Below are 21,729 nucleotides of genomic sequence, written 5' to 3'. Positions count from 1 at the left end.
TCACCATCAGTGCGGGGCCGACCACACCGTCAGCCCACATGCGTGTCGACAACAGCCCATAAAGCATAGATGCTGCGGCCCGGCATGCTAGCGCGTGCGACACTGCCGCTGTTCCGCGTAAATCCGGCGAGCACACGCCGCGCTCATCGCACGCCATAGGCCATCGTCCGTACCCATATGTGGCCGAAAATCATCTTTTCTACTAGCGCGATGCCAATTCCGCGTCAATGATTTGACTATCTGTGTAATGGGAAGCCCACCATAGAATTTCATCGCGCCGACCTTCGCATATGCTGTGACTTGTCTGCAAGAATTCTGTGCGTCTCGAGCCTCGTCTTGTCTGCGACCGGGTGTCGTGACTGATCACGTGGTGAGGGCTTCGGTCAACTGTGCCAACCACTCGCGATCGGCCGGAACCCAATCGATGTCGGGAAGTTCGGCCGCGGTCACCCACCGTAGCGCGCAGTGGTCGCGTGGATGCGGTTGACCCCGGATCACCCGCACCCGGTACGCGCGAAGCGTCATCGTTCCGTCGAGGGCAACGTCGTCGCCCAGGCGCGCACCTACCACGACCTCAAGGCCCAACTCCTCGGCCAATTCACGGGCCAGCGCGGCGCGGTCGGTCTCGCCGGGCGCCACCTTGCCACCGGGTAACTCCCACCGCCCCGCCAATTCCGGTGGCCGACGCCGCTGGGCCAGCAAGACCGCAGAGCCGCAGATGATCGCGCCGGCCACAACGATCTGGTTTGGCATGGTCAGTGACGGTATACCGTCGGTGTATGGCTGTGTTATCGGATGAGCAAGTAGACGCCGCACTGCCCGCCCTGACCGGCTGGACGCGCGCCGAAGGCGTCCTGCGCCGGTCGATCAAGTTCCCGTCGTTTATGGCGGGTATCGACGCGGTACGCCGGGTGGCCGAGCACGCCGAAGCGAAAAATCATCATCCCGATATCGATATCCGTTGGCGGACGGTGACTTTTTCGTTGGTCACCCATTCAGCGGGCGGTATTACCGAAAACGACATCGCAATGGCACGCGACATCAACGAGATGCTCGGCACCTAGCACACCGTTGCCATTGTCACCGGTGTCGTGCCTGACCCGGCGCTGCGACCCCTCGCCGCGGCGATCCAGGTCAAAGTCGCCAGCGTCGCCACGATATAGACGAGCCCACCCCAGGCCAGATACCACGGGCGTCCAGCTTGCCAAATGGTCGGTTGGGCGAAGCTGAGCAACCACGGCACACCGATGATGGTCAGCACAAGCCACCCCCAGCCCAGGATCCGCGCGCCGCGACGTTCGCGCAGCGGCCCGTGAATGAGCCAGATCATCAACGGCACCAGCCACACCCAGTGGTGCGTCCACGAAATCGGTGAGAGCAGCAGCCCGAACAATTCGACCACCAGCAGTTTGCCCAGCCGGTCGGGTTGGGTGGCCTCACCGGTTCTGATGCCGTCGAGTGCTCGCCAAGCGGCGACCGCGATGATCGCGGTGAGCGCAAGCGCGGCCAAGACCAACGGGCCATAGCCGGCATCATGGCCGAAAATACGGGAGATACCGCCGCGCCAGGATTGGTTGACCGATGTTTCGACCGGCCCCACCCGGTGGGTGTCACCCAGCAGGTGGGTGAAGTAGTAGCGGGCCTGGTCGCCGACTACCAGGGCCGACACCGCGACGCTGGCCACAAACACCGCGGCGGAAAATACCGCCGCGCCCCACCGGCGGACACCGACCAAGTACACGCCGGCGATCGCCGGTGTCAATTTCACCCCCGCGGCGAGGCCGATCAACAGGCCCGATACCCACCACCGCAGGCTGTAGGCGGCCCACAGGACGGCCAGCACCAGCGGCACATTGACCTGCCCGTAGTCGAATGTGCCCCGCAGCGGCTCGATCCAGATGCTGACCGCCGTCCATAGCATCGCAGCACGCTGACCGCGGCCGGCCGGGATACCGAGCAGACGCTGGCTGATTCGCACCACGCCGTATAGCGCGGCCATGGTTCCGATCTGCCAGGCAAAAGCCACTACCCCGAACGGCAGCAGGTGCAGTGGGTAGAAGACAACCGCCGCGAACGGCGGGTAAGTAAACGGCAGGGGAAAATCCGGTGTCTGGTCGGCGTAGACATAGCTGTAGAGCGTGTCGGGATGGTCAATGGTGGCTGCGCCACCAATGTAGACATGCAGATCGACGAAGTTCGCGCCGTTCGGCGCGAGATATGTCCAGGCCAGACGCGCCGCGATGCTGAGGGCCAACACCAGCGGCGCGGCAGCGTCCCATGCGACCGCCTGCCGGCGGATGAGTGGTGCCGCCGGGGCGGCCGAGGTGGTGTCGATTTCTCCGACTTTAGGGCTTAACTCGTCACGGGTCATGCTCTCGGTTGCGCGAACGGCGCAACCGGGCGCCGGCAGGCCGGTCACCGTCACCGCTCGGGTGCGTAACGATCGAATAACCGCCACACGTGTCACTTGAGTCACTTTGACCACAGGCGAACGATCGGCCCTGGGACCTGTCGTCGAGACCTAGGGAGAATCATGCCAACACCGTGGACGTTATTGCGCCCCACCATCGTCGTCGTGGGATCGTCAGCCGCACTCCTCGCAGGCGGGCTGATGGGCACAGCCCACGCCGACCCGGCGGCGCCGGCACCAGTCCCCAACGTCGGGGAACAGCTCGCGAACACGGCCGTTAGGGCCCCGCAGATGCTGCAGAACCTCGCAACCGCCTTAGGTGCCCCGCCGCCGGTACCTCAAACGCCGCCGCCGTTGGCCAGCGCCGCGATCAGTGTGCCGCAGCCGGGAACGCTGCCCGGCACGCCGGTGGGCCTGCCCGGAACGCCTGCTGCGATGCCCGGGATGACGTCGGTACTTCCCGGGGCGACGACGGGTCTGCCGGCCACGACATCGGTCATCCCGGGCGCGACCACCACGGTCCCGGCCGCCGGATCGAATCAGTTGCTGCCTTCGGCGAAGGTTGACCTGCCACAGCTGCCGTTCCTGCCAGTACCGCTGCCCCAGCAGGTGTCGTTCCCGGGCGATCTGTTGTCGATCGCGTCGGGCGGCATGCCGGGCGCGCGGGGCGCGACCCCACCGGCCACGGTTGCCGCGGCTGCTCCGGGTGCAGCACCCGCCGCCGCGCGCGACGCCCTGCTCCTGCCTCTGTCCGGGCTGCCCTGAGGTGTCAGCCGGCTAAACCACCGTCGACGACTGGGGGAATACCGTGGTACGTACCTGGAACCTGGCCAGCGGCTTGGTCGCCGGCGCGGTTGTGTCGACGATTGCCCTGGTCGCCTCTCCTGCGGCAGTCGCCGAACCGGCACCACCGCCGCCGATCCCGTCCCAACAGCTACCGGGCCTGCCGGCTCTCACCCAGTTAAGCCCGATCATCCAACAGGCTGCGACCCACCCCGAGCAGGCGTCGCAGCTGTTGATGGCCGCCGCGTCCATGTTCACCCATAATCCGTCCACGCCCGACGAGTCCAAAAACGTCGCGTCGTCGGTGAACCAGTTCGTGCAGGAGCCCACCGGCCAAGTCCCGGGCCATGCGGATCTGAACCAGCCGGCACGCAACGAAACCACGGGCGCCGCTCCCGCGGCTCATATGCCCCCACCGGGGGTGGAGCCGGGTGCACAGGCGCACTTACCCACCGGCGTTGACCCCGCGCACGCGGCGGGGCCAACCGTTCAGGCGGCACCGCCGGTCGCGTCCGCTCCCCCACCAGCGGCCGCGCCGGCGCCGCCTGTCGGATCACCGGCGGGGGCGCCCGCCGCACCGGCACCTGCGGCATCGGCTTTCGGCCCGGACGCACCGCCGACACAAGACTTCCTGTACCCCTCGATCGGCACCGCTTGCCTGGCCGACGGCAGCAACTCCATCGCGACGGCGCTCTCGGTCGCCGGGCCGGCCAAGATCCCTGCACCGGGTCCGGGTCCCGGCCAGACCGCCTACGTATTCACCGCCATCGGCACTCCGGGGCCCGCCGAGGTGCAGAAATTGCCCTTGAATGTCACCTGGGTGAACCTGACCACCGGAAAATCCGGCACCACCACGCTCAAACCACGCCCGGATATCAACCCCGACGGGCCGACGACGCTGACCGCGATTGCCGACACCGGATCGGGCAGCATCGTGTCCACGATCTTCGGACAGGTCACCACCAAGGACAAACAGTGTCAGTTCATGCCCACCATCGGCTCGACAGTGGTGCCCTGACCGCCGCTCTCGGCAACACGGCGCTCCACGGCCCGGCATCGCCGGGCGCGGGCACTACGACACGATCACGACGGCACGATCAACACGATCAATACGCCATGAACAAAATGGCGTCGCGGTCATACTCCAGGCCGGGGTGAGAACTGGCCAGGTGCGCCTGGGTCAGCTCTACCAGCTCGTCCTCATCCTTGCCGACGATGGCCTCGCCGCACGGGCAGTTCAGATGTGTCTTCATGGTGTCGCCTTTCCCTTGATCTTCTCGGCCGCCTTCATCCGCTTCTTGTGCAATCGCACCTGCTCAAGCGAATCGGGATCGACGATGTCAGCCACCGACAGGTGGGTGCCGGGTTTTCCGTACTCCCCGGCTGCCGCCCGCCAGCCCTTCGGGGTCACGCCGTATTGCTTGCCCAGCAGCGCCAGCAAGATCCGGGCCTTCTGATCGCCGAACCCGGGCAGCTGTGTGAGCCGGCGCAGTACCTCGTCACCGTCCGGGTTGCCGGCGGTCCACAACGTCGTCACATCACCGTCGTAACGATCCACAATGATCTGCGCGAGGGCCTGGATCCGCCTGGCCATCGCCACCGGAAAACGATGTATCGCAGGGCGTTCCGAGCACAGCTCGGCGAACTTGTCCGGGTTGTAGTCGGCGATGGCGCGGACGTCGAAGCCACCCATCCGGTCGGCGATCTTTTTCGGCCCGGCGAAGGCGGTTTCCATTGGCACCTGCTGGTCGAGCAGCATTCCGACCACTAGCGCGAATGGGTTGGTCTCCAGGAGCGCGTCGGCGGCCGGGTCTTGAGCCAGCTGCAGTTTCGGCACCTGCACAGTCTAGAGCGACAGCACCACGTTAACAGCGCTTAGGCGGATTCGGTCGAACCGTGCGCCCGCGGCACCCAGTGTCTGGGCGACAGGCGGTGACAACGCAGTCGGGGCGCCCGCCTTCACCGAAGCTACTTCGGCCACCGCGGTCTTTTGCTTGCCCAGCAGGATCCGTTGTCTCGCAGTACTCTTCGGGATTGCTGACGACGAGCACTACCGGCTAGCCGCTCTTGCGGCGGAATTCGCGGCGGTTTTCGGCGGGCCCGTGCGCTCGCAACCGTTTCGCACCGCGGTCTTTGTGTTCGGACCCGCTCGCCGCTGTGGCTTTCTTATGTTCGAGGGCTTCCCGGAATCTGCGCTTGGTCTCGTTCCCCGGCGTGGACCGCGGTGACGAGTTTGATGCAGCCATGTCAGGAGCCTAACCCGGCGGCCCGGTCGTGCGCCCGGTGCGACTGATGATCGCCGGCGCGCGGCTAGCGCCTCCCCGGCGGCAACCCGTAGACGTGCGAGATCGGCAGCGTCAGCACCACCCGCCGATCCGTCACCATCGCCTCGCGGTACTCGTCCCAGTCGGGGTGTTCGCCGGCAATGTTGCGGTACAAGGCAATCAGCGCCTCGACAGTGTCATCGTCAGGTGCTGCTGCCGGCGGCGTCAATTGCGCGGTGCCCTCGGCGACCGCATACGCCCATCCGTCGTCGGCGCTGACCAAAATCGAGGCCCGCGGGTCCCGGCGCAGGTTGCGCGTTTTGGCCCGCGGCTCGGTGATCGACACCTGCAGCGTCACCGTGCGCGGGTCGAAGTAGTACCGCACGTTGGACAGCTGGGGACGCCCGTCGCGCTTGATGGTGGCCAGCACGCCAATGGAATTGCCGCTGATCAGGGCCAGCAGCTTGTCGTCGAAAACGTGGCGCCCCATGACGAAAGCCTACGTCGCGGCGCGGCGGGCAGGCCGCGATTCGGCCACCGCTACCATCACGCTATGACAACGCTTTAGACTGCTGGCCTGGCGGCCCTTGGACCGCATCCGGCCGCTGCGCCGGGCACGTCCGAGCATCACACTGCTGGAGTTCGACCGGTGAACCGGTATGCGGCGTTTTTGCGTGGCGTCAATGTGGGCGGCATCAACCTCACGATGGCCGAGGTGGCGACCGCGTTGGCTGACGCCGGATTCGCCCAAGTCCGCACCATCCTCGCCAGCGGCAACGTGCTGCTCGAGTCGAATTTGCCCGCGGCCGCGGTGCGAGCAAAGGCCGAGGCCGCGCTGCGCGCGAGGTTCGGCTACGACGCCTGGGTGCTCGTCTACGACATCGACACCGTCCGGGCGATCGTCGACGGCTACCCCTTCGAACCCGAGGTCGACGGGTACCAGTCCTATGTCACCTTCGTGACCGATACCGCCGTGCTCGACGAGCTCGCCGCGCTGGCCGCCCAGGCCGGGCCCGACGAGAAGATCAGCCGCGGTGACGAGGTCATCTACTGGCAGGTGCCCAAGGGCAGCACCCTGGACAGCACCATCGGCAAGACGATGGGCAAGCAGCGCTACAAGCCGTCGACCACCACCCGCAACCTGCGCACACTGGCCAAAGTATTGCGGTGAGGCAGGACAAACGGCGAAAGCCCCGCAGCCACCCGGGTTTCCGCGGCAGCTGCCCGTCGCTAACGCCGCTGCAGCCCGCTACACGGCGGCGCTCAGTGGTCGAACTCGGCCTCCAGATAGCGCATTGCTTCGGCCTTGCCGAGCCCGAGCGCTTGCGCCGCGTCATGATAAGCCCGGGCCGCCGCCGCCATCGCGGCGTCAGCCGGGTCGGCGCGGGCGACGAAAGTGCCGAAGCGGCCCCGGGTTTCGACGATTCCGGCCGTCTCCAGTTCACGGTAGGCGCGGGCCACGGTGTTGACCGCCAACCCGAGTTGACCGGCCAGTTGCCGCACAGTAGGCAGCCGCGCCCCCGGCGGCAACGTACCGTCTCGGATTCCGTCGATGACTTGTGTTCTGAGCTGGTCAAACAGCGGTTTACCCGCCTGCGCGTCAAGCCGCAGCCAGTCGCCCAAGTCCACCTGTCCAGTATCTCGCAGGCCGCTATGTTGGTGGGGTGCGAGTGACGGTGCTCTCCGGTGCAGGAATCTCCGCGGAAAGCGGGGTCCCGACCTTCCGCGACAGCAAGAACGGCCTGTGGTCCCGCTTCGACCCGTACCAGCTGTCCAGCATCGATGGGTGGCTGCAAAACCCGGAACGCGTCTGGGGATGGTACTTGTGGCGGCACCACCTGCTGACCCAGGTTGAACCCAACGAAGGACACCGCGCCATCGCCGCCTGGCAGGATCACGCCGAGGTTTGCGTCATCACCCAAAACGTCGATGACCTGCACGAGCGTGCCGGCAGCAGGCCGGTGCACCACCTGCATGGGAGTCTTTTCGAATTTCGCTGCGCTCGTTGCGGTCTGCCTTACACCGGTGAACTGCCCGAGATCGTTGAGGCGACGACGGACATGGAGCCGCCGAGGTGTCGCTGCGGCGGCTTGATCCGGCCGGATATTGTCTGGTTCGGTGAACCGCTGCCCGAGGAGCCGTGGCAGCGTGCCGTGGAGGCGACCGAAGCCGCCGACGTGATGGTAGTGGTCGGGACTTCGGCGATCGTCTACCCGGCGGCCGGTCTGCCCGAGCTCGCGCTGTCACGTGGCATCAGCGTCGTCGAGGTCAACCCCGAACAGACGCCGTTGTCCGCCAGCGCTACGGTCAGCATCCGCGAGCCTGCGAGCAGAGCACTCCCGGGGTTGCTGCATCGGCTGACCGCCTTGCTGAACTGATCCCCCAGCCGCCGGTGGGTCGCGACACAGCCCGCGCCCCGCGCAGCCACGAGGCCCGTCATCACGCTGGCCTGCGTGCGCGGCCGATCGCGAATTCCGCCGTCGGCAACGGCATCCACGCCGGAACCGTCCACTCTCGCCGAGCGCCGTCGATTTCGAACCCCGCCGCCAGAATCGATTGCTCAGTGTGCCGATGGGTGTGGCAGTTACCCAGCAACCGCGGCCAGAATGTCACGTCGACACACCGCTGAAACCAACCCCGCATACCCCGGCTGGCGACATGCTCGAGAAACCTCAGTTGCCCGCCCGGACGAAGCAGCGAATGTAGTCGCCGCAGCACGGTGTCGGGGTCACTGATCGAGCACAGCACCAGGGAGCACACGATTGCGTCGAATGGTTTGCCGGCAGTGAACTGCTCCACGGTCTCGCCGATCACCTGGACCGGAACCGGCACGTCAGCGGCCGCGTCGCGGGCCCGGGCAGCGAGTCGCGGCTCAGGCTCGATCGCCACCACCTGCTCGACGGAATCGGGGTAGAAGGCGAAGTTCGTGCCGATCCCCGCGCCAACCTCCAGCACCCTCCCTGACAACCCCGCCAGATTCTCCCGACGCAGCGCGCGGATCATTTCGGTCTCGTGCGTGGCGATGACCGGCCAGATCCGAGCGAATAACGGATGGTCGACCGTGGATGCGGTAGCAGATGTCATACGTGTCAGCCTTCCGAAGACCGATACGGTAGCAGCCGGTGCCCCGTGTTCTTGGACGCGGGCCCACACCCGCTGCCCCGGCACCACGGGCCCACCTGTCAATGCGCCGAGCACGGTCGGGCCAATGCGGCGGCCTCACTCGCATCGCGACCATTGTGGTCGCAGTGCCAAACCACGGCGACGTCGCATCGTTAACGACGCTCTGTCACCGGGGCCGCGGTTGGTTCACCACTGTATTCGCCGTCGGGACCGATCGATACCGCCGGCCCGGTGCCGGAGCGCTGCTGATGCATCCGGGTGGTGGCTGGCCGCCGTGTGATGCCAGCCTCACTGATTCCGCATCGCTGATGAAGCCAGGCCAGCGGCCGCGGCGCCCACCAACTCCACCGGCCCAGCACGTGCATGAAGGCCGGGACAAGGATCATCCGCACCAGCGTGGCATCAACCAGCACGGCCAGCGTCAGCCCAACACCGAACATCCGCATAAACGACACCCGCGCGGCGATCAGCGCAGCAAACGAGATCGACATCACCAGCGCCGCCGCGGTGATCACCCGGCCCGTGCGCGCAACCCCCAGCGCAACGCTTTCGTCGTTGGCTTGCCGAGTGCGCGGTGACATCAGCCAGTACTCGTGAATCCGGGATACCAGAAACACCTCGTAATCCATTGAGAGCCCAAACGCGATACAAAACAGCAGCACCGGGATATTGGCCACCAAAGTTCCCGTCGGTGTGGTGCCGAAAGCGCCGAAATGACCATCCTGAAAAACCCACACCAGCGCGCCGAACGCCGCCGACAATGACAGCACATTGAGCACCAGCGCTTTAGCCGGTAACACCACACTTCCGGTGAGCACGAACAGCAGCACAAAAGTGATGACAGCGATCAGTCCCAGCACCAGCGGCAGCCGCGTCATCACGGCGTTGACACTGTCACGGTTGATCTGGGCCAGCCCGGCCATCTGCACGGTTCGACCGCCCGGGCCAGGCACAGCGTGCAGCCGGTCGAGCTGCGCGTCGGAGGCGGGCGAGAACAGCGGTGCGCTGCTGCGGACCGTCAGAAATGCACTGCCGTCCGACAGCCCGGCTCCCCCGCCGGGGGGGCCGACTTTCTTGCCGCCCACGAACATCCCGGTCGGGGCGCTCACCGCCGACACATCGGGAACCCGCGACAGCTCGGCGGCATAGCGGTCAAGGTCGGTTGCGCGCAGACCGCGGGCATCAGGGACGACGACGGGCACCGCCGTCGCCGAGTCGTCGGCGAACGCGGTGCGCAACTGATCACCGACCTGATGCGCAGACGCCGAGCCGGGCAGCACACGATCATCCGGCATGCCCCACCTCACCCCGAGAAACGGCAACCCCAGCACCACCAGCAGCGCAACGACAGCCAAACCGACCGGCAGGGCGCGGCGGGTCACGAATGTCGTTGCCCGATACCAAAACAGCCGCTCAACCGGTTTGGCCACCGGATCGGGCCGGCGCAGCAGCCGACGCCCCAGCCGACGCACATCCAGCGCATCCAGCCGCGGACCGAGCAGCACTATCGCAGCCGGAGTCACCACAATCGCCGCGACGGCGACCAGGGCCACCGTGGCCACACCGGCATAGGCGAACGACTTCAAAAAATACATCGGAAACAACACCATCACGGCCATCGACAACGCCACTGTGGTCGCCGAGAACAACACGGTGCGCCCAGCGGTGGCCATGGTGCAGATCAACGCGTCGTCCCGGTCGGCGCCGTCGGCCAGCTCGTCACGGTAGCGACTAATGATCAACAGCGTGTAATCGATGGCCAGGGCCAAACCCATGGCAATACTGAGGTTGAGCGCGAAGATGGACACATCGGTGCTGAAGGTGATCAGCCGCAACACCGACATCGACCCGACAATGGCCAACCCACCCAGGGCCATCGGTAACGCCGCCGCCAGCAATCCGCCGAACACCCAGACCAGCACGACAAAGCTCAGCGGAATCGCGATGGTCTCCATCACCAGCAGATCACGCTCGTTCTGCCGGTTGATCTGCGCATATACCATCGCAACACCACCCGCTCGGACGGTGACACCGTCCCGGTTGTGCACCACGTCGCGGGCCAGCACCGCAGCGTTTTTTTGGGCGTTGTTCTCCCCGCCCTTCAGATTCGCCACAATCAGCCCGGACTTGCCGTCCCTGCTCACAAAATCGGAGGCAGCCCAAGCCGGCACACTCCAGGCCGAGGACACGTTAAACACCAGCGGCGACTTTTTCAGCTCCTCGACAATCTCTGTAGCAACCCGGCGAGCCTGAGCGCTACCCGCCCCGCCGGGCGCGGTGACCGCAATCAGCATCTGCTGATCGCTCTGGCCGAACTTGTCGGTTAACCGCTGGATAGCCTGTGCCGACTCCGAATTCGGATCCTGAAAACCACCAGCGGACAAACTCTTGGCGACCGGGACGCCAAAGACTGCGCCGCCCACCAATAACACCGCGGTGACCGCAATGACCCGTCGAGGCCAGGCGATGGCAAGCCGCGCGACCTTCTGCAGCAATCGGCATCCTCCCCCCGCCGACTTGCGTCGCGCTCGTCAGCCGCCGCGCCAACCCATCAGCGGTATTCAGGGGTGTTATCGACACACGCCGATAACACGATCCGTCTGTCTCCTCGGTTCACCTGCACCGGGTAGCTGTGACGTCAGCAATGCCTGACCAGCCCGGTCGTGGCTCAGGGCGGAAAACGACCACACCCACCGTCACTCCGGCAGGCCAACTGACCCTACCCGCCGTAATAGTGCCACCATTTTCCAAAGATTAAGCTCAAGCGAAGCTATAATTTACCTTAACGAAAGCAGGTTTCCCCGCGCAGAACGAACGGAGTTATTGGATGTATATCCGTCTCCTGCTGGCTGGGCTGGCCAGCGGCGGGCTGGCGGCCGCGGCGCTGTCGCAGGCCACCTCGGCGCTCGCCGATGCCCCCAGCGCCGACGGTGCCGACGCTTTTACCATCGCCACCACCACATTCGATCCCTACTACCTCAGCAGTAGCGGCGCCGAAGTCCAAGGCTGGGCGCCGCTGACCCAGATCAGCGTCGCTTCGCCGCTGTGGGAGCTTGCCGAACCGGTCGCCAACCAGTACCTCGACGTCTACACCACCAACGGCGTCGATATCGGAACCCTCAGCGTCAACGACTATGTGGCCAACGTGCTGGGCATGACCAACACCGGATTCACCGTCGCCAGCGCGACAGCCGCCAGCGGGGACACCGGTGCACAGGCCGCGCAGCTGCCGACGCCCGGCACGGTCTATGACGTGTTCAACCTGGGTCACGGTGTGGCGAACGTCTACACCGCCACCCCGGGAGCCGACGGCACCGTCACCGACACCCTGGTGACCCCGCTGGGTGACCTCAACCTGAGCCCGCTGGTCAGCGGAATCGACGCCGCTGAGCCGCTACAACCCGCCGACGCGTTCACCGCGCTGGTCGGCCACACCAGCGCCGGCAATTCCGACGCGTTCGCCATCGGCAACCTCACCTTCGACCCGTTCACCGTCAGCAGCAGCGGCACCGACGTGCCCGGCTTCGCCACGGTTCCGTTGTCGGTGGTCACGCCGCCGGTGTTGCTTACCGCTGGCGGGACGGCAGGTAATCCGGCCACCCAATTCGCGCTGGCCACCCAGAGTTTTGATGTCTACAACGGCACCAGCTCCAGCGCACCCGACATCGGAACCATCACGACCGCCGAGGACGTGACGAACCTGCTTGGCATGACCAATACCGAGCTTGTGGTGCGGGCTCCTGCTGCCGGCGGCGAGACCGGCGCGCAGCTGCCGACGCCCGGCACGGTCTATGACGTGTTCAACCTGGGTCACGGTGTGGCGAACGTCTACACCGCCACCCCGGGAGCCGACGGCACCGTCACCGACACCCTGGTGACCCCGCTGGGTGACCTCAACCTGAGCCCGCTGGTCAGCGGAATCGACGCCGCTGAGCCGCTACAACCCGCCGACGCGTTCACCGCGCTGGTCGGCCACACCAGCGCCGGCAATTCCGACGCGTTCGCCATCGGCAACCTCACCTTCGACCCGTTCACCGTCAGCAGCAGCGGCACCGACGTGCCCGGCTTCGCCACGGTCTACCAGCTGCTCGGGGTTCTGCCCCTGCTGAATCTCGGCGGCGGCTCCTACACCGACTGGATCCCCCCGCTGGCGACCCAAAGCTTCGATGTCTACAACGGCACCAGCTCCAGCGCACCCGACATCGGAACCCTCAGCACCAACGAATATGTGGCGGATTTGCTGGGCATGACCAACACCGGGTTCATCGTCACCGGTTCCACCGCCGCCAGCGGGGACACCGGTGCACAGGCCGCGCAGCTGCCGGCCGTCGGCACGGTCTATGACGTGTTCAACCTGGGTCACGGCGTGGCGAACGTCTACATCGCCACCCCGGGAGCCGACGGCACCGTCACCGACACCCTGGTGACCCCGCTGGGTGACCTCAACCTGAGCCCGCTGGTCAGCGGAATCGACGCGGCGATGCTCAATCCGGGCGCAGCCTTCGACATCGGCTCCGCTGCGGCCTCCCTCATCGACCCGCTGGCGTTCCTCGGTCTATAAGGGCCCGCACCCGCCGACCGCCCAGCACCCCAGCGTCCTGGTGTGCTTGTCGCGAGTGTTGCCCGCACGGTGAGCGAGGCCGCCCAAATCACCCGGCGATGGTGATCGGCGGCAATGTCGCCGGTGCCGGGCGCCGGGTGGTAAGCGGCCGCAGCCGCGCGCAGAGCACTGATGTATTTTCGCGTGGTCGGGGTGTAGGCACCGGCATCGAACGCACACAGGGGAGGTCAGCAGATGGCGTGTGGTCACGGCACCGGAAGGCAGCACCGTAAGGCGGGCCGTCGCAATCGGGCGGTGGCAACGACCGGTACCGCGGCGGCGTTTGTGGCGGCCGGGATGGCCCCGTTAGCCACTGCGCCGAGCGCGCACGCCGACGTGCTCGACTGGGTCGTCGACCTCTTCACCCTGGTCGACCCCTCCGGTTTCGCCCCCTCCACCGGCGTGAGCGCCGGCGCGGAGGGCGTGAGCACCGCTCTCGCAGCCGCGTCGAGCCTGCCGGGCGACGCCGTCCCGAGCGCCACAACCGGGGTCGACAGCGTCTTCGGCAATTCGCCGTTTTTCGACCAACTGATCCAGGCTGACCCACAACTCAACCCCGCGCTGGTGCTCAACTCGACACTGTGGAACCCGTTCAACACGGCCATGGAGAACTGGATCAACAGCCCGCTCGGCGAGCACATCGACACGGCCATCAACAGCGCTGCCGGTGAGTATCTGATCGGCAACGGTGCCCCCGGCACGGAGGCCGATCCCAACGGCGGCAACGCCGGGTTGTGGTTCGGCGACGGCGGCGCCGGCTGGAACAGCACCGAGCCCGGTGTGGACGGAGGCAACGGCGGCGACGCCGGAATGTTCGGTGATGGCGGCGCGGGTGGTAGCGGCGGGCTCGGCGCTGACGGCGGCGCCGGCGGCACCGGCGGCACGGTGATGGGCGACGGCGGCGCCGGCGGCGCGGGTGGCGCCGGAATTTCCGCCGTGTTCCACGGCGAAGGCGGCACCGCGGTCGGCGGCGCCGGTGGTAACGGCGGGCGGGCGGCAACGCCGTCGCCTCCATCTTCGGCAACGGCGGTGCCGGCGGCGCCGGGGGTGCCGGCGGTGCGGCCACGACAGACGGTAGTTCGGGCACCGTCACCGGCGGTGCAGGCGGTGCCGGCGGCGCCGGCGGGAGCACCACGGCAACCATCGGCGACGGGGGCACCGGCGGCACCGGCGGCGCCGGCGGTGCCGGCGGGACAGCTACCGCCAACGGATTCAGCGGCACCTCGACCGGCGGTGACGGCGGCATGGGCGGGACCGGTGGCACCGCCGAGAACGGGACGGGCGGCACCGGCGGCGCCGGCGGCGCCGGCGGCGACGCCACTGCCAACGGTGCCTCGGGCCACGCCACGGCTGGTAGCGGCGGTACCGGCGGCACAGGCGGCCAGGGTCTTATCGCCGGTACCGGCGGCGCCGGCGGCGCCGGCGGTAACGCCACGGCCAACGGGCACTACGGTGTCGCCGTCGCCGGTGCCGGTGGTACCGGCGGCGTCGGCGCCGAGGGCGCTGCCGGTGCGGCCGGCGCAGTCGGCGGGACGGGCGGTACCGGGGGCGCCGGCGGGGCGGGTGGCGACGCCACTACGCACGGCGCAGGTGGAGTCTCGACCGCCGGTAACGGCGGCGACGGCGGCGCGGGCGGCAACGGCGGCGCACCTGGCGGGGCCGGGGGCCAGGGCGGTGCGCCCGGCAGCGGCGGCACCGCCACGGCGACCGGCAGCGACAGCACGGCGACAAACGGCGCGGCCGGCGCCCCCGGCGCGACTGGTGAGCCGGGTGCGGCCACCGCATCCTCGTCATAGCTCACATGACGTGACGTGACAGTGCCCGCACGCTGAAACGTGCGGGCACGTGCGCTGTGCCGTGGGGCAGACGCCGATCAGGGCAACATACTGCCCGCCGCCCGCGACCCGCCAAGCCGGCCTTGCCGGCCGCCACCGACGCCGATGGCGAGAAACCTTTGGGTCCAGCGGATCCTGGCTTGGCGGCTGCGGCCCGGTGCTGACCAGCCGCCGGATTTTTGCCCGACCGACGCCGACGCTGCCGACGGGTGCCGATGCGGTCCGACACCGCGCGCACCGCATCCGCCACCCCGGCAGCCCAACTGACCCTACCCGGCAGTAATATTGCCACCATTTTCCGAATCGTGACTCAAAGATTCCTTAATAGTTACTCATACGCTCAAGGACATGTGGATCGACGACTCGAGTGCCGACGTCATCAAAGCCGACTTCGACGCTCTCTACCACGGCGACATGCTGGTCGAGGGTGACACTTCGGAGCAGCTTGACGACTGGCACCCCCTGCCTACCGCGGTCTGATACCCGACTCGGCCGACTGGTCCGTTGTGCTGGCCTTGACGGCACGATTTTGTCGTTTCTGTTGTTGGCGATTCACTAAGTCCATTCCATTCCCATCGTGGATTTCACGATCGGATTCCGTGCTAGCCGGAAGCTGCCCACGACCGGCGGGAACAGAGTTGGTAAATTGGAGCTAATCCGTCTCAGGCGCTGATCCCGCAAGCGGCTGTGTCGTGCACCGCGCGACGGATAACCGGCCAACTCCCGTGTGCTGTGGCGTTTTTCTCCGTTTTCTCCGTTTTTCGCCGTGAGTGTCAACGCGGGGCCATGCGAATGGCGCCGTCGAGGCGGATGACCTCGCCGTTGAGCATCGGGTTCTCAATGATGTGCAGCGCTAGTGCCGCGTATTCGTCGGGCTTGCCTAGCCGCGCCGGATGCGGCACCTGCTTGCCAAGCGATTCCTTGGCCGGCTCGGGCAGGCTGGCCAGTAAGGGGGTGTCGAACAGGCCCGGGGCAATCGTCACGACTCGGATAGCTTTGCCGGCGAGGTCGCGAGCAATCGGCAGGGTCATGCTGACCACACCGCCTTTTGAGGCCGAGTAAGCGGCCTGGCCGATCTGTCCGTCGAACGCGGCCACCGACGCCGTGTTGATGATGACGCCGCGCTCCTCGCCGATCAGTTCGGTTTTGGCGATCCGCTCCGCGGCCAGCCGCAGCACATTGAACGTCCCGACCAGGTTGATATCCACAACCTTGCGGAAAGCGTCGAGCGGGAACACACCGTCTTTGCCCAGCACCCGGATAGCGTTGCCGGTGCCCGCACAGTTGACCACGATGCGCAGCGGCCCGAGTGATTCAGCGATGTCCAGCGCCGACATCACCGCCTTTTCGTCGACGACGTTGGCCGGCGCGAAATGCGCTCGCTCGCCGAGTTCGCTAACCACCTCTTTTCCTTTGAGATCGAGCACGACCACCTGCGCACCGGCATCCAGCAAATGCTTCGCCGTGGCCAGACCCAGGCCTGACGCGCCGCCCGTCACGACTGCTACAGCGCCATTGATGTCCACTCGAGTCTTTCCTTTCCGGCCAACGGCCTACTGGTTGGTTGGTGCTGTCCAGTCAGTGACAACGGCCTCGATATCGGACGCCGGCCGTCTCGGCGGACGCGGTTCGTCCGGCACCGTGCGAGAGAACCGCGGTGCCGGCATGGGCTGTAATCCACCGTCCACCTCATAGAAGGTGTGCCGTTCGGTGATATGCGGCTCGGTGAGCACCTCGCCAAAGGACAGCACCGGCGTTACGCAGGCATCCGACTCGGCGAACACCTTGGCCCAGTGGTCGCGCTCTTTGGAGGCGAACACCTCGGTTAACCGGGCTCGCAGCTCAGGCCAGCGGCCGCGGTCATTCTGGCCGGGCAGCTCACCCGGGTCAAGGCCGAGCCCGTGGAGCAACGCCGCATAGAACTGCGGCTCGATGGCGCCGACCGCGACATAACGCCCGTCGGCGCACCCATAGGTGTCGTAGTAGGGCGCGCCGCCGTCGAGCATATTGGTGCCGCGGTCGTCGGACCACATGCCGGCTGCACGCATGGCCCACATCATCTGCACCAGCACCGATGATCCATCGATCATCGCGGCGTCGATGACCTGACCCTCGCCGGAGCGCTGCCGCTCCCACAACGCGGCCAGGATGCCCACCAGCAAGAACATCGACCCACCGCCGAAGTCGCCGACCAGGTTCAGCGGTGGCACCGGCCGCTCGCCCGCACGGCCGATGGCGTGCAGTACCCCGTTGAGGGAGATGTAGTTGATGTCATGGCCGGCTTGCCGGCTGCGCGGACCCGTTTGGCCCCACCCGGTCATCCGAGCGTAGATCAGCCGTCGATTGACCCTGGCGCAGTCGTCGGGGCCCAGACCGAGCCGCTCAGTGACGCCCGGGCGGTAGCCCTCGATCAGCACGTCAGCCTTGGCGACCAGCCGCAGCACCTGATCGCGCCCCTCGGCCGACTTCAGGTCGGCAGTCACCAAGCGCCGGTTGCGCAGCATCGCGTCGCTGACCACGCCGCCGGTGCTGGTCGGCCGCTCGATGCGCACCACGTCCGCACCGAGATCACCCAGAATCATCGCGGCGTGCGGGCCTGGCCCGATGCCGGCCAGCTCGATCACCCGCAGCCCTTTCAGTGGTCCCGCCATGATGTACCGACCTTTCGACAACGACCCGTGGTTGGCATCTTCGCAGGCGCCGGAGAAGGCGCTGCAGCCCGGTCACTTAAGGTGATGCCCATGACTGCTATCGAGTCGGGAGTCGACACGCTCGCCGCTGTCGAGGGTCTGTCCGTCACACTCGCCGGAGGCGTGCTATCGGTGACTATTGACCGCCCTGAGAGCCTCAATTCGTTGACGGCGCCGGTGCTGGCCGGGATCGCCGAAGCCATCGAGTGCGCGGCCGGCGACCCGCGAGTGAAAGTGGTGCGCCTCGGCGGCGCTGGCCGTGGCTTCAGTTCGGGAGCGGGTATGAGCGCCGAAGACGTCTCCGGCAGCGGCGGCCCGGGAACCGAGATCATCGTGCAGGCCAACCGTGCGGTGCGCGCGATCACCGCGCTGCCGCACCCGGTGGTGGCTGTCGTACAAGGTCCGGCTGCTGGCGTCGGCGTCTCCTTGGCCTTGGCGTGTGACCTCGTATTAGCTTCGGAAAAAGCATTTTTCATGCTGGCCTTCACCAAGGTCGGGTTGATGCCCGACGGCGGGGCGTCGGCGTTGGTGGCCGCGGCGACCGGTCGTGTGCGCGCAATGCGGATGGCGCTGCTGGCCGAGCGATTACCGGCCCCCGAGGCGCTGGCGTGCGGCCTGATCAGCGCGGTCTATCCGGCGGACGACTTCGAAGCCGAGGTGGACAAAGTGATCTCGGCGCTGCTGTCGGGCCCGGCCGTGGCTTTCGCCAAGACCAAGGAGGCCATCAACGCGGCCACGCTTGCCGAACTGGAGCCCGCCCTGGAGCGCGAGCTACGAGGTCAAGCCGTTCTACTGCGATCGCATGATTTCATCGAGGGCGCAAGGGCTTTCCAGCAGCGCCGCAGCCCGAAGTTCAGCGATTCGCTTTCAGACGCCGAATAGCGGCGGCAGCGCGAGCACCATTATCAAACCCCAGACGAAGTGGGTCAGCATCGGCGCCAGCACTCCCCCGGTTACCCGGCGCTCGAATGCGCACACCGTCCCGAGGACCAATGCGGCGAAGCCGAGCATCGGGTTTCCGCTCGCCATGGTCGCGAAAACATACAGGGCGGTCGAAATGGTCAACGGATGGTGCCGGCCCAGCGCGGTATAGAGCGCGCCGCGGTAGAACATCTCCTCGGCGAGTGCGTTGACTACCGTGATCGCGGTCACCAAAAGCGGTTCGTGATGGGCGAACTGCAGCACGCGGGTAATCAGCTCGCACACGACCGGAATTGTGCGGGCCCCGACGCCGCCCACGACGAAAAGGCCGGCGAGCAGCAGGCCGACCGCCGTCCCGGTGATGACCGGTCGCTGGTTGCGCCCACGCCAACAGATCCCGCCCAGATGCAATGGCCCGGAGACAAGCGCACCGCCGGCCCAGACCGCTGCCAGCACCAGCGTCAACCAATAGAAACTCGACTCGCCGGGTGGTCGTCTCAGCGAAAAGCCCAACACCACAGCGCCGATCACTATTGTGATGGTCACGACGACGCGCCTGCGCCGTATCACCGAAGGTGGTTCGTGGTGCGGCACAGCCACATTGGTGATGGCACGACGAAACTCGTCACGGACAGTGACCCGGTAAGGAGTTAGGGGTTCGCTCATCTGGACCGCACCTTGGGAGTCAGGCTACTCAGCATGTCAAGACCGGTTCGCAGCGCGCCGGCGAGCGGACCGGGGACTCGGTTGACCAGATCGAGGGTCGGTCGCGCGAGCGGTGGCATCACCGCGCAAGCCAGCCGGTGGATGCGCAACGCGTCGCCACCGGCCCACACCGGATCGCTATCCGCGAGGTGATGCGGATCAGCGAGTGTGTTGACGGGACGCGGCGGCGGGCTCGCCAGTGCTCGCGCGATCGCCTCCTCGGCCACCAGCGGGCCGCCGGGCGGGTCGGCAACCAGGTCTTTGAGCACCGTGTCAGACGCCGTCATCGGGTGGTCCAACGATTTCACCAGGTCGGCTGCCAGCCCGTCAGGTACCGGCAGGGCCGCGGCCGTGACCCAAGACGCCACCCGGGTGTCCACCCCCCGTACCCGCAGACCCGCCCGCCGCCTGCCGGACACCTGGGCATACGTGTGCAGCAGCCCCCGATAGGTGGTGGTCCGCGGGCCACTGATGTCATAGGCCCCGGCCGGTACCCGGCTTCCGTCGGCTGCGGCGGTTAAGTAGTACACCACATCTCGGATGGAAACCGGGTCGATCGGGTTGTCCATCCACGCCGGGATCGGGATAAGCGGGAAACGGTCGCCGACGTACCGCAGCATCTCGAACGAGGTCGACCCGGAGCCGATGATCATCGCGGCACCCAGCCATACCACTTCCGGGCCACCGTCAACCGTTAAAGCCGCGGCGACCTCGGCCCGGCTGGCGAGGTGCTCAGACAAATTGTCATCGTCCGGGGTGAAGCCGCCCAAGTAAACGATGCGCCGGACACCGGCGTCTTTTGCCGCCGCTGCGACGTTGGCGGCCGCTTTTGGGTCGGCGTCGCGAAAACCCGGTTGACCGATCCCGTGCACCAAGTAATACAGCACGTCGGCCGGACCGGCCGCGGTCAACGCCGCGCGCGCCAAGACCGCGTCCGAAGCCTCCAGCCTGATCGGAATGACCTCGCCAGACCAGCCCAACCGGTTGAGGCGGGCCGGGGTGCGAGTGGCGGCGATGACCTGGTGGTGGTCGGCGAGCAGTGCGGTGACCAAGCGCGACCCCACATAGCCGGTGGCACCCGTCACCACAACCCGCACGTCTTTAACCTATCCTGGCGAATCTATCCCGGCGCCGATGCGGGGCGAAATTAGCGCACCACTAATTATACTCACGTCGAATTAAATCTATTGACGGTCGCGTCGAATTAATTCTATTGACACCAGTGACAAATTAAATCCATTGGCGCTGCGATTCAGCCAAATTGATTTCACGCTCAACTCGTGAGGTAATTTCGACATGGATACGATTACGAAATGTGCTCGGTGATGACCGGAGGACAGGCACCGACCGCTCTCGTTGCGGCAAGCCCGTCGGTCACTGCGGTGAGCGTCGAGTTCCCGGCGTATCAGGTCGGCCAAGACGAAGCAATGGCGGTGCTGGCCGATTTCGCCGGACCAGAGTTTTGCCGGTTCGCCGCCAGCAGCGGGGTCGAGAGGCGCCGGGTGGCGCTACCACCGTCGCGATACGCCGACCTCGGCGGCTTCAGCGAAGCCAACGATATTTTCATCGACATTGCCCTGGAGTTGAGTGAGCGGGCGCTGCTGTCGGCGCTGGACAAGGCCAAAGTCAAACCGTCTGAGGTTGACATCGTGTTCTCGACGACAGTTACCGGTCTCGCGGTGCCGACGCTGGAAGCGCGCCTGGCAACACGGCTGGGTTTTCGAAGCGATATCAAGCGGCTGCCGCTGTTTGGCCTCGGTTGTGTCGCCGGGGCGGCCGGAGTGGCGCGCATGAACGACTATCTACGCGCCTATCCCGATCAGGTGGCGGCACTCGTCGCCGTCGAGCTGTGCACGCTGACCGTTCAGCGCACCGACCGTTCGATGGCCAATTTCGTCGCGGCTTCGCTATTTGGTGATGCTGCCGCCGCCGTCGTCGCGACAGGCCCTGAACGCAGGCACAGCGGACCGAAGGTTCTGGCCACACGCAGCCGCCTCTACCCCAACACCGAAGACGTGATGGGCTGGGACATCGGCAGCCATGGCTTTCGCATTCAGTTGTCGGTCGAAGTGGCAACCGTCGCTGAGAAGTACCTGGGCGAAGATGTCCGCCACTTCCTGGCCGACTACGGACTGACCCCCGCAGACATCGCGACATGGGTCTGCCACCCCGGCGGTCCGAAAGTTATCGACGCCGTCGAAAGCGTGTTGGACTTGCCCCCGGACGCCCTTGCCCGCACCCGAAAATCGCTGCGCGAAAACGGGAATCTGTCGTCGGTGTCAGTGCTGGACGTGCTTCGCGCCACCATGGCAGATCCGCCGCCGCCCGGTTCCCTAGGGCTGATGATCGCCATGGGCCCGGGCTTCTGCTCTGAGCTCGTACTGCTTGGCTGGTAGGT

The 21,729-nt window shown here is 66.5% G+C and carries 23 protein-coding genes; 10 read left to right on the top strand and 13 right to left on the bottom strand.

What is annotated here, in order from left to right:
- Positions 1-363: 363 nt before the first annotated feature.
- A complete protein-coding gene (locus tag G6N08_RS11635) occupies positions 364-753 on the bottom strand; it encodes a (deoxy)nucleoside triphosphate pyrophosphohydrolase (protein ID WP_163757446.1) in 390 nt (129 codons plus the stop codon).
- A gap of 26 nt (positions 754-779) precedes the next feature.
- Between G6N08_RS11635 and G6N08_RS11630 the strand changes: the two genes are divergently transcribed.
- Positions 780-1,064 carry a 4a-hydroxytetrahydrobiopterin dehydratase gene (locus tag G6N08_RS11630; protein WP_163757443.1) on the top strand — a complete coding sequence of 95 codons (285 nt, stop codon included), beginning with the start codon at positions 780-782 and terminating at the stop codon, positions 1,062-1,064.
- Here the strand turns inward: G6N08_RS11630 and G6N08_RS11625 are convergent.
- Positions 1,061-2,371: a mannosyltransferase gene (locus G6N08_RS11625; RefSeq protein ID WP_163760500.1), complete on the bottom strand. Its 1,311-nt coding sequence runs from the start codon at positions 2,369-2,371 to the stop codon at positions 1,061-1,063. The two genes, G6N08_RS11630 and G6N08_RS11625, sit on opposite strands and share 4 nt — an antisense overlap.
- A gap of 162 nt (positions 2,372-2,533) precedes the next feature.
- On the opposite strand from G6N08_RS11625, the gene G6N08_RS11620 reads away from it, so the two are divergent.
- On the top strand, positions 2,534-3,175 hold the full coding sequence (locus tag G6N08_RS11620) for a hypothetical protein (protein WP_163757442.1): 642 nt from the start codon (positions 2,534-2,536) through the stop codon (positions 3,173-3,175).
- 43 nt (positions 3,176-3,218) lie between these two features.
- Positions 3,219-4,211 (top strand): Rv1157c family protein, encoded by a 993-nt coding sequence (locus G6N08_RS11615; protein ID WP_174813290.1) that lies wholly within the window; start codon positions 3,219-3,221, stop codon positions 4,209-4,211.
- Between the two features lie 88 nt (positions 4,212-4,299).
- On the opposite strand, the gene G6N08_RS11610 is transcribed toward G6N08_RS11615, so the two are convergent.
- From G6N08_RS11610 to G6N08_RS11595, 4 genes are all read right to left on the bottom strand, one after another.
- A complete protein-coding gene (locus G6N08_RS11610; RefSeq protein WP_163757440.1) occupies positions 4,300-4,446 on the bottom strand; it encodes a DUF1059 domain-containing protein in 147 nt (48 codons plus the stop codon).
- Positions 4,443-5,030 (bottom strand): HhH-GPD-type base excision DNA repair protein, encoded by a 588-nt coding sequence (locus G6N08_RS11605; protein WP_163757438.1) that lies wholly within the window; start codon positions 5,028-5,030, stop codon positions 4,443-4,445. The genes G6N08_RS11610 and G6N08_RS11605 overlap by 4 nt, the downstream gene beginning before the upstream one ends.
- Before the next feature lie 220 nt (positions 5,031-5,250).
- Positions 5,251-5,439, bottom strand: coding sequence for a DUF5302 domain-containing protein (locus tag G6N08_RS11600; RefSeq protein WP_163757436.1), 189 nt, complete (start codon positions 5,437-5,439; stop codon positions 5,251-5,253).
- Between the two features lie 64 nt (positions 5,440-5,503).
- A complete protein-coding gene (locus G6N08_RS11595) occupies positions 5,504-5,947 on the bottom strand; it encodes a PPOX class F420-dependent oxidoreductase (protein WP_163757434.1) in 444 nt (147 codons plus the stop codon).
- A gap of 159 nt (positions 5,948-6,106) precedes the next feature.
- On the opposite strand from G6N08_RS11595, the gene G6N08_RS11590 reads away from it, so the two are divergent.
- Positions 6,107-6,628 carry a DUF1697 domain-containing protein gene (locus G6N08_RS11590; protein ID WP_163757432.1) on the top strand — a complete coding sequence of 174 codons (522 nt, stop codon included), beginning with the start codon at positions 6,107-6,109 and terminating at the stop codon, positions 6,626-6,628.
- 92 nt (positions 6,629-6,720) lie between these two features.
- Here G6N08_RS11590 and G6N08_RS11585 read toward each other — a convergent pair whose 3' ends face one another.
- Positions 6,721-7,086, bottom strand: coding sequence for an Rv1152 family transcriptional regulator (locus tag G6N08_RS11585; protein ID WP_163757430.1), 366 nt, complete (start codon positions 7,084-7,086; stop codon positions 6,721-6,723).
- Between the two features lie 35 nt (positions 7,087-7,121).
- Here G6N08_RS11585 and G6N08_RS11580 point away from each other — a divergent pair, with 35 nt between their 5' ends.
- Entirely contained in the window at positions 7,122-7,835 is a 714-nt protein-coding gene (locus G6N08_RS11580; RefSeq protein WP_163757428.1) for an NAD-dependent deacylase, read from the top strand.
- 61 nt (positions 7,836-7,896) lie between these two features.
- Here the strand turns inward: G6N08_RS11580 and G6N08_RS11575 are convergent, their stop codons facing one another.
- On the bottom strand, positions 7,897-8,541 hold the full coding sequence (locus G6N08_RS11575; protein ID WP_163757426.1) for a class I SAM-dependent methyltransferase: 645 nt from the start codon (positions 8,539-8,541) through the stop codon (positions 7,897-7,899).
- A gap of 191 nt (positions 8,542-8,732) precedes the next feature.
- The gene (locus G6N08_RS11570) at positions 8,733-11,075 is read right to left on the bottom strand and encodes an MMPL family transporter (RefSeq protein ID WP_163757424.1); all 2,343 of its coding nucleotides are present in this window, start codon (positions 11,073-11,075) and stop codon (positions 8,733-8,735) included.
- A 332-nt stretch (positions 11,076-11,407) separates the two neighbouring features.
- Between G6N08_RS11570 and G6N08_RS11565 the strand changes: the two genes are divergently transcribed.
- The 3 genes from G6N08_RS11565 to G6N08_RS21080 all read left to right on the top strand — a co-directional run bounded on the left by G6N08_RS11565 (position 11,408) and on the right by G6N08_RS21080 (position 15,495).
- Entirely contained in the window at positions 11,408-13,141 is a 1,734-nt protein-coding gene (locus tag G6N08_RS11565) for a hypothetical protein (RefSeq protein WP_163757421.1), read from the top strand.
- Between the two features lie 294 nt (positions 13,142-13,435).
- Entirely contained in the window at positions 13,436-14,995 is a 1,560-nt protein-coding gene (locus G6N08_RS21085) for a PGRS repeat-containing protein (RefSeq protein ID WP_163757419.1), read from the top strand.
- A gap of 368 nt (positions 14,996-15,363) precedes the next feature.
- The gene (locus tag G6N08_RS21080; protein WP_281352746.1) at positions 15,364-15,495 is read left to right on the top strand and encodes a hypothetical protein; all 132 of its coding nucleotides are present in this window, start codon (positions 15,364-15,366) and stop codon (positions 15,493-15,495) included.
- A gap of 293 nt (positions 15,496-15,788) precedes the next feature.
- Here G6N08_RS21080 and G6N08_RS11555 read toward each other — a convergent pair whose 3' ends face one another.
- Both G6N08_RS11555 and G6N08_RS11550 read right to left on the bottom strand, forming a co-directional pair.
- Complete coding sequence (locus G6N08_RS11555) at positions 15,789-16,541, bottom strand: 3-hydroxyacyl-CoA dehydrogenase (RefSeq protein WP_163757417.1); 753 nt, start codon at positions 16,539-16,541, stop codon at positions 15,789-15,791.
- A gap of 27 nt (positions 16,542-16,568) precedes the next feature.
- Positions 16,569-17,666: a CaiB/BaiF CoA transferase family protein gene (locus G6N08_RS11550; protein ID WP_163757416.1), complete on the bottom strand. Its 1,098-nt coding sequence runs from the start codon at positions 17,664-17,666 to the stop codon at positions 16,569-16,571.
- A gap of 84 nt (positions 17,667-17,750) precedes the next feature.
- On the opposite strand from G6N08_RS11550, the gene G6N08_RS11545 reads away from it, so the two are divergent.
- Entirely contained in the window at positions 17,751-18,587 is an 837-nt protein-coding gene (locus G6N08_RS11545) for an enoyl-CoA hydratase (RefSeq protein WP_163757413.1), read from the top strand.
- On the opposite strand, the gene G6N08_RS11540 is transcribed toward G6N08_RS11545, so the two are convergent.
- Both G6N08_RS11540 and G6N08_RS11535 read right to left on the bottom strand, forming a co-directional pair.
- Positions 18,573-19,292 (bottom strand): CPBP family intramembrane glutamic endopeptidase, encoded by a 720-nt coding sequence (locus G6N08_RS11540; protein ID WP_163757411.1) that lies wholly within the window; start codon positions 19,290-19,292, stop codon positions 18,573-18,575. The two genes, G6N08_RS11545 and G6N08_RS11540, sit on opposite strands and share 15 nt — an antisense overlap.
- Complete coding sequence (locus G6N08_RS11535; protein ID WP_163757409.1) at positions 19,289-20,428, bottom strand: NAD(P)H-binding protein; 1,140 nt, start codon at positions 20,426-20,428, stop codon at positions 19,289-19,291. The genes G6N08_RS11540 and G6N08_RS11535 overlap by 4 nt, the downstream gene beginning before the upstream one ends.
- A 228-nt stretch (positions 20,429-20,656) precedes the next feature.
- On the opposite strand from G6N08_RS11535, the gene G6N08_RS11530 reads away from it, so the two are divergent.
- Positions 20,657-21,727, top strand: coding sequence for a type III polyketide synthase (locus G6N08_RS11530; RefSeq protein ID WP_174813289.1), 1,071 nt, complete (start codon positions 20,657-20,659; stop codon positions 21,725-21,727).
- Positions 21,728-21,729 lie beyond the last annotated feature (2 nt).

The sequence above is a fragment of the Mycobacterium botniense genome (assembly GCF_010723305.1).
GTDB lineage: Bacteria > Actinomycetota > Actinomycetes > Mycobacteriales > Mycobacteriaceae > Mycobacterium > Mycobacterium botniense.
Note: the sequence above shows the minus strand (reverse complement) of the source record. Positions and strands in the feature narration are given on the sequence as shown.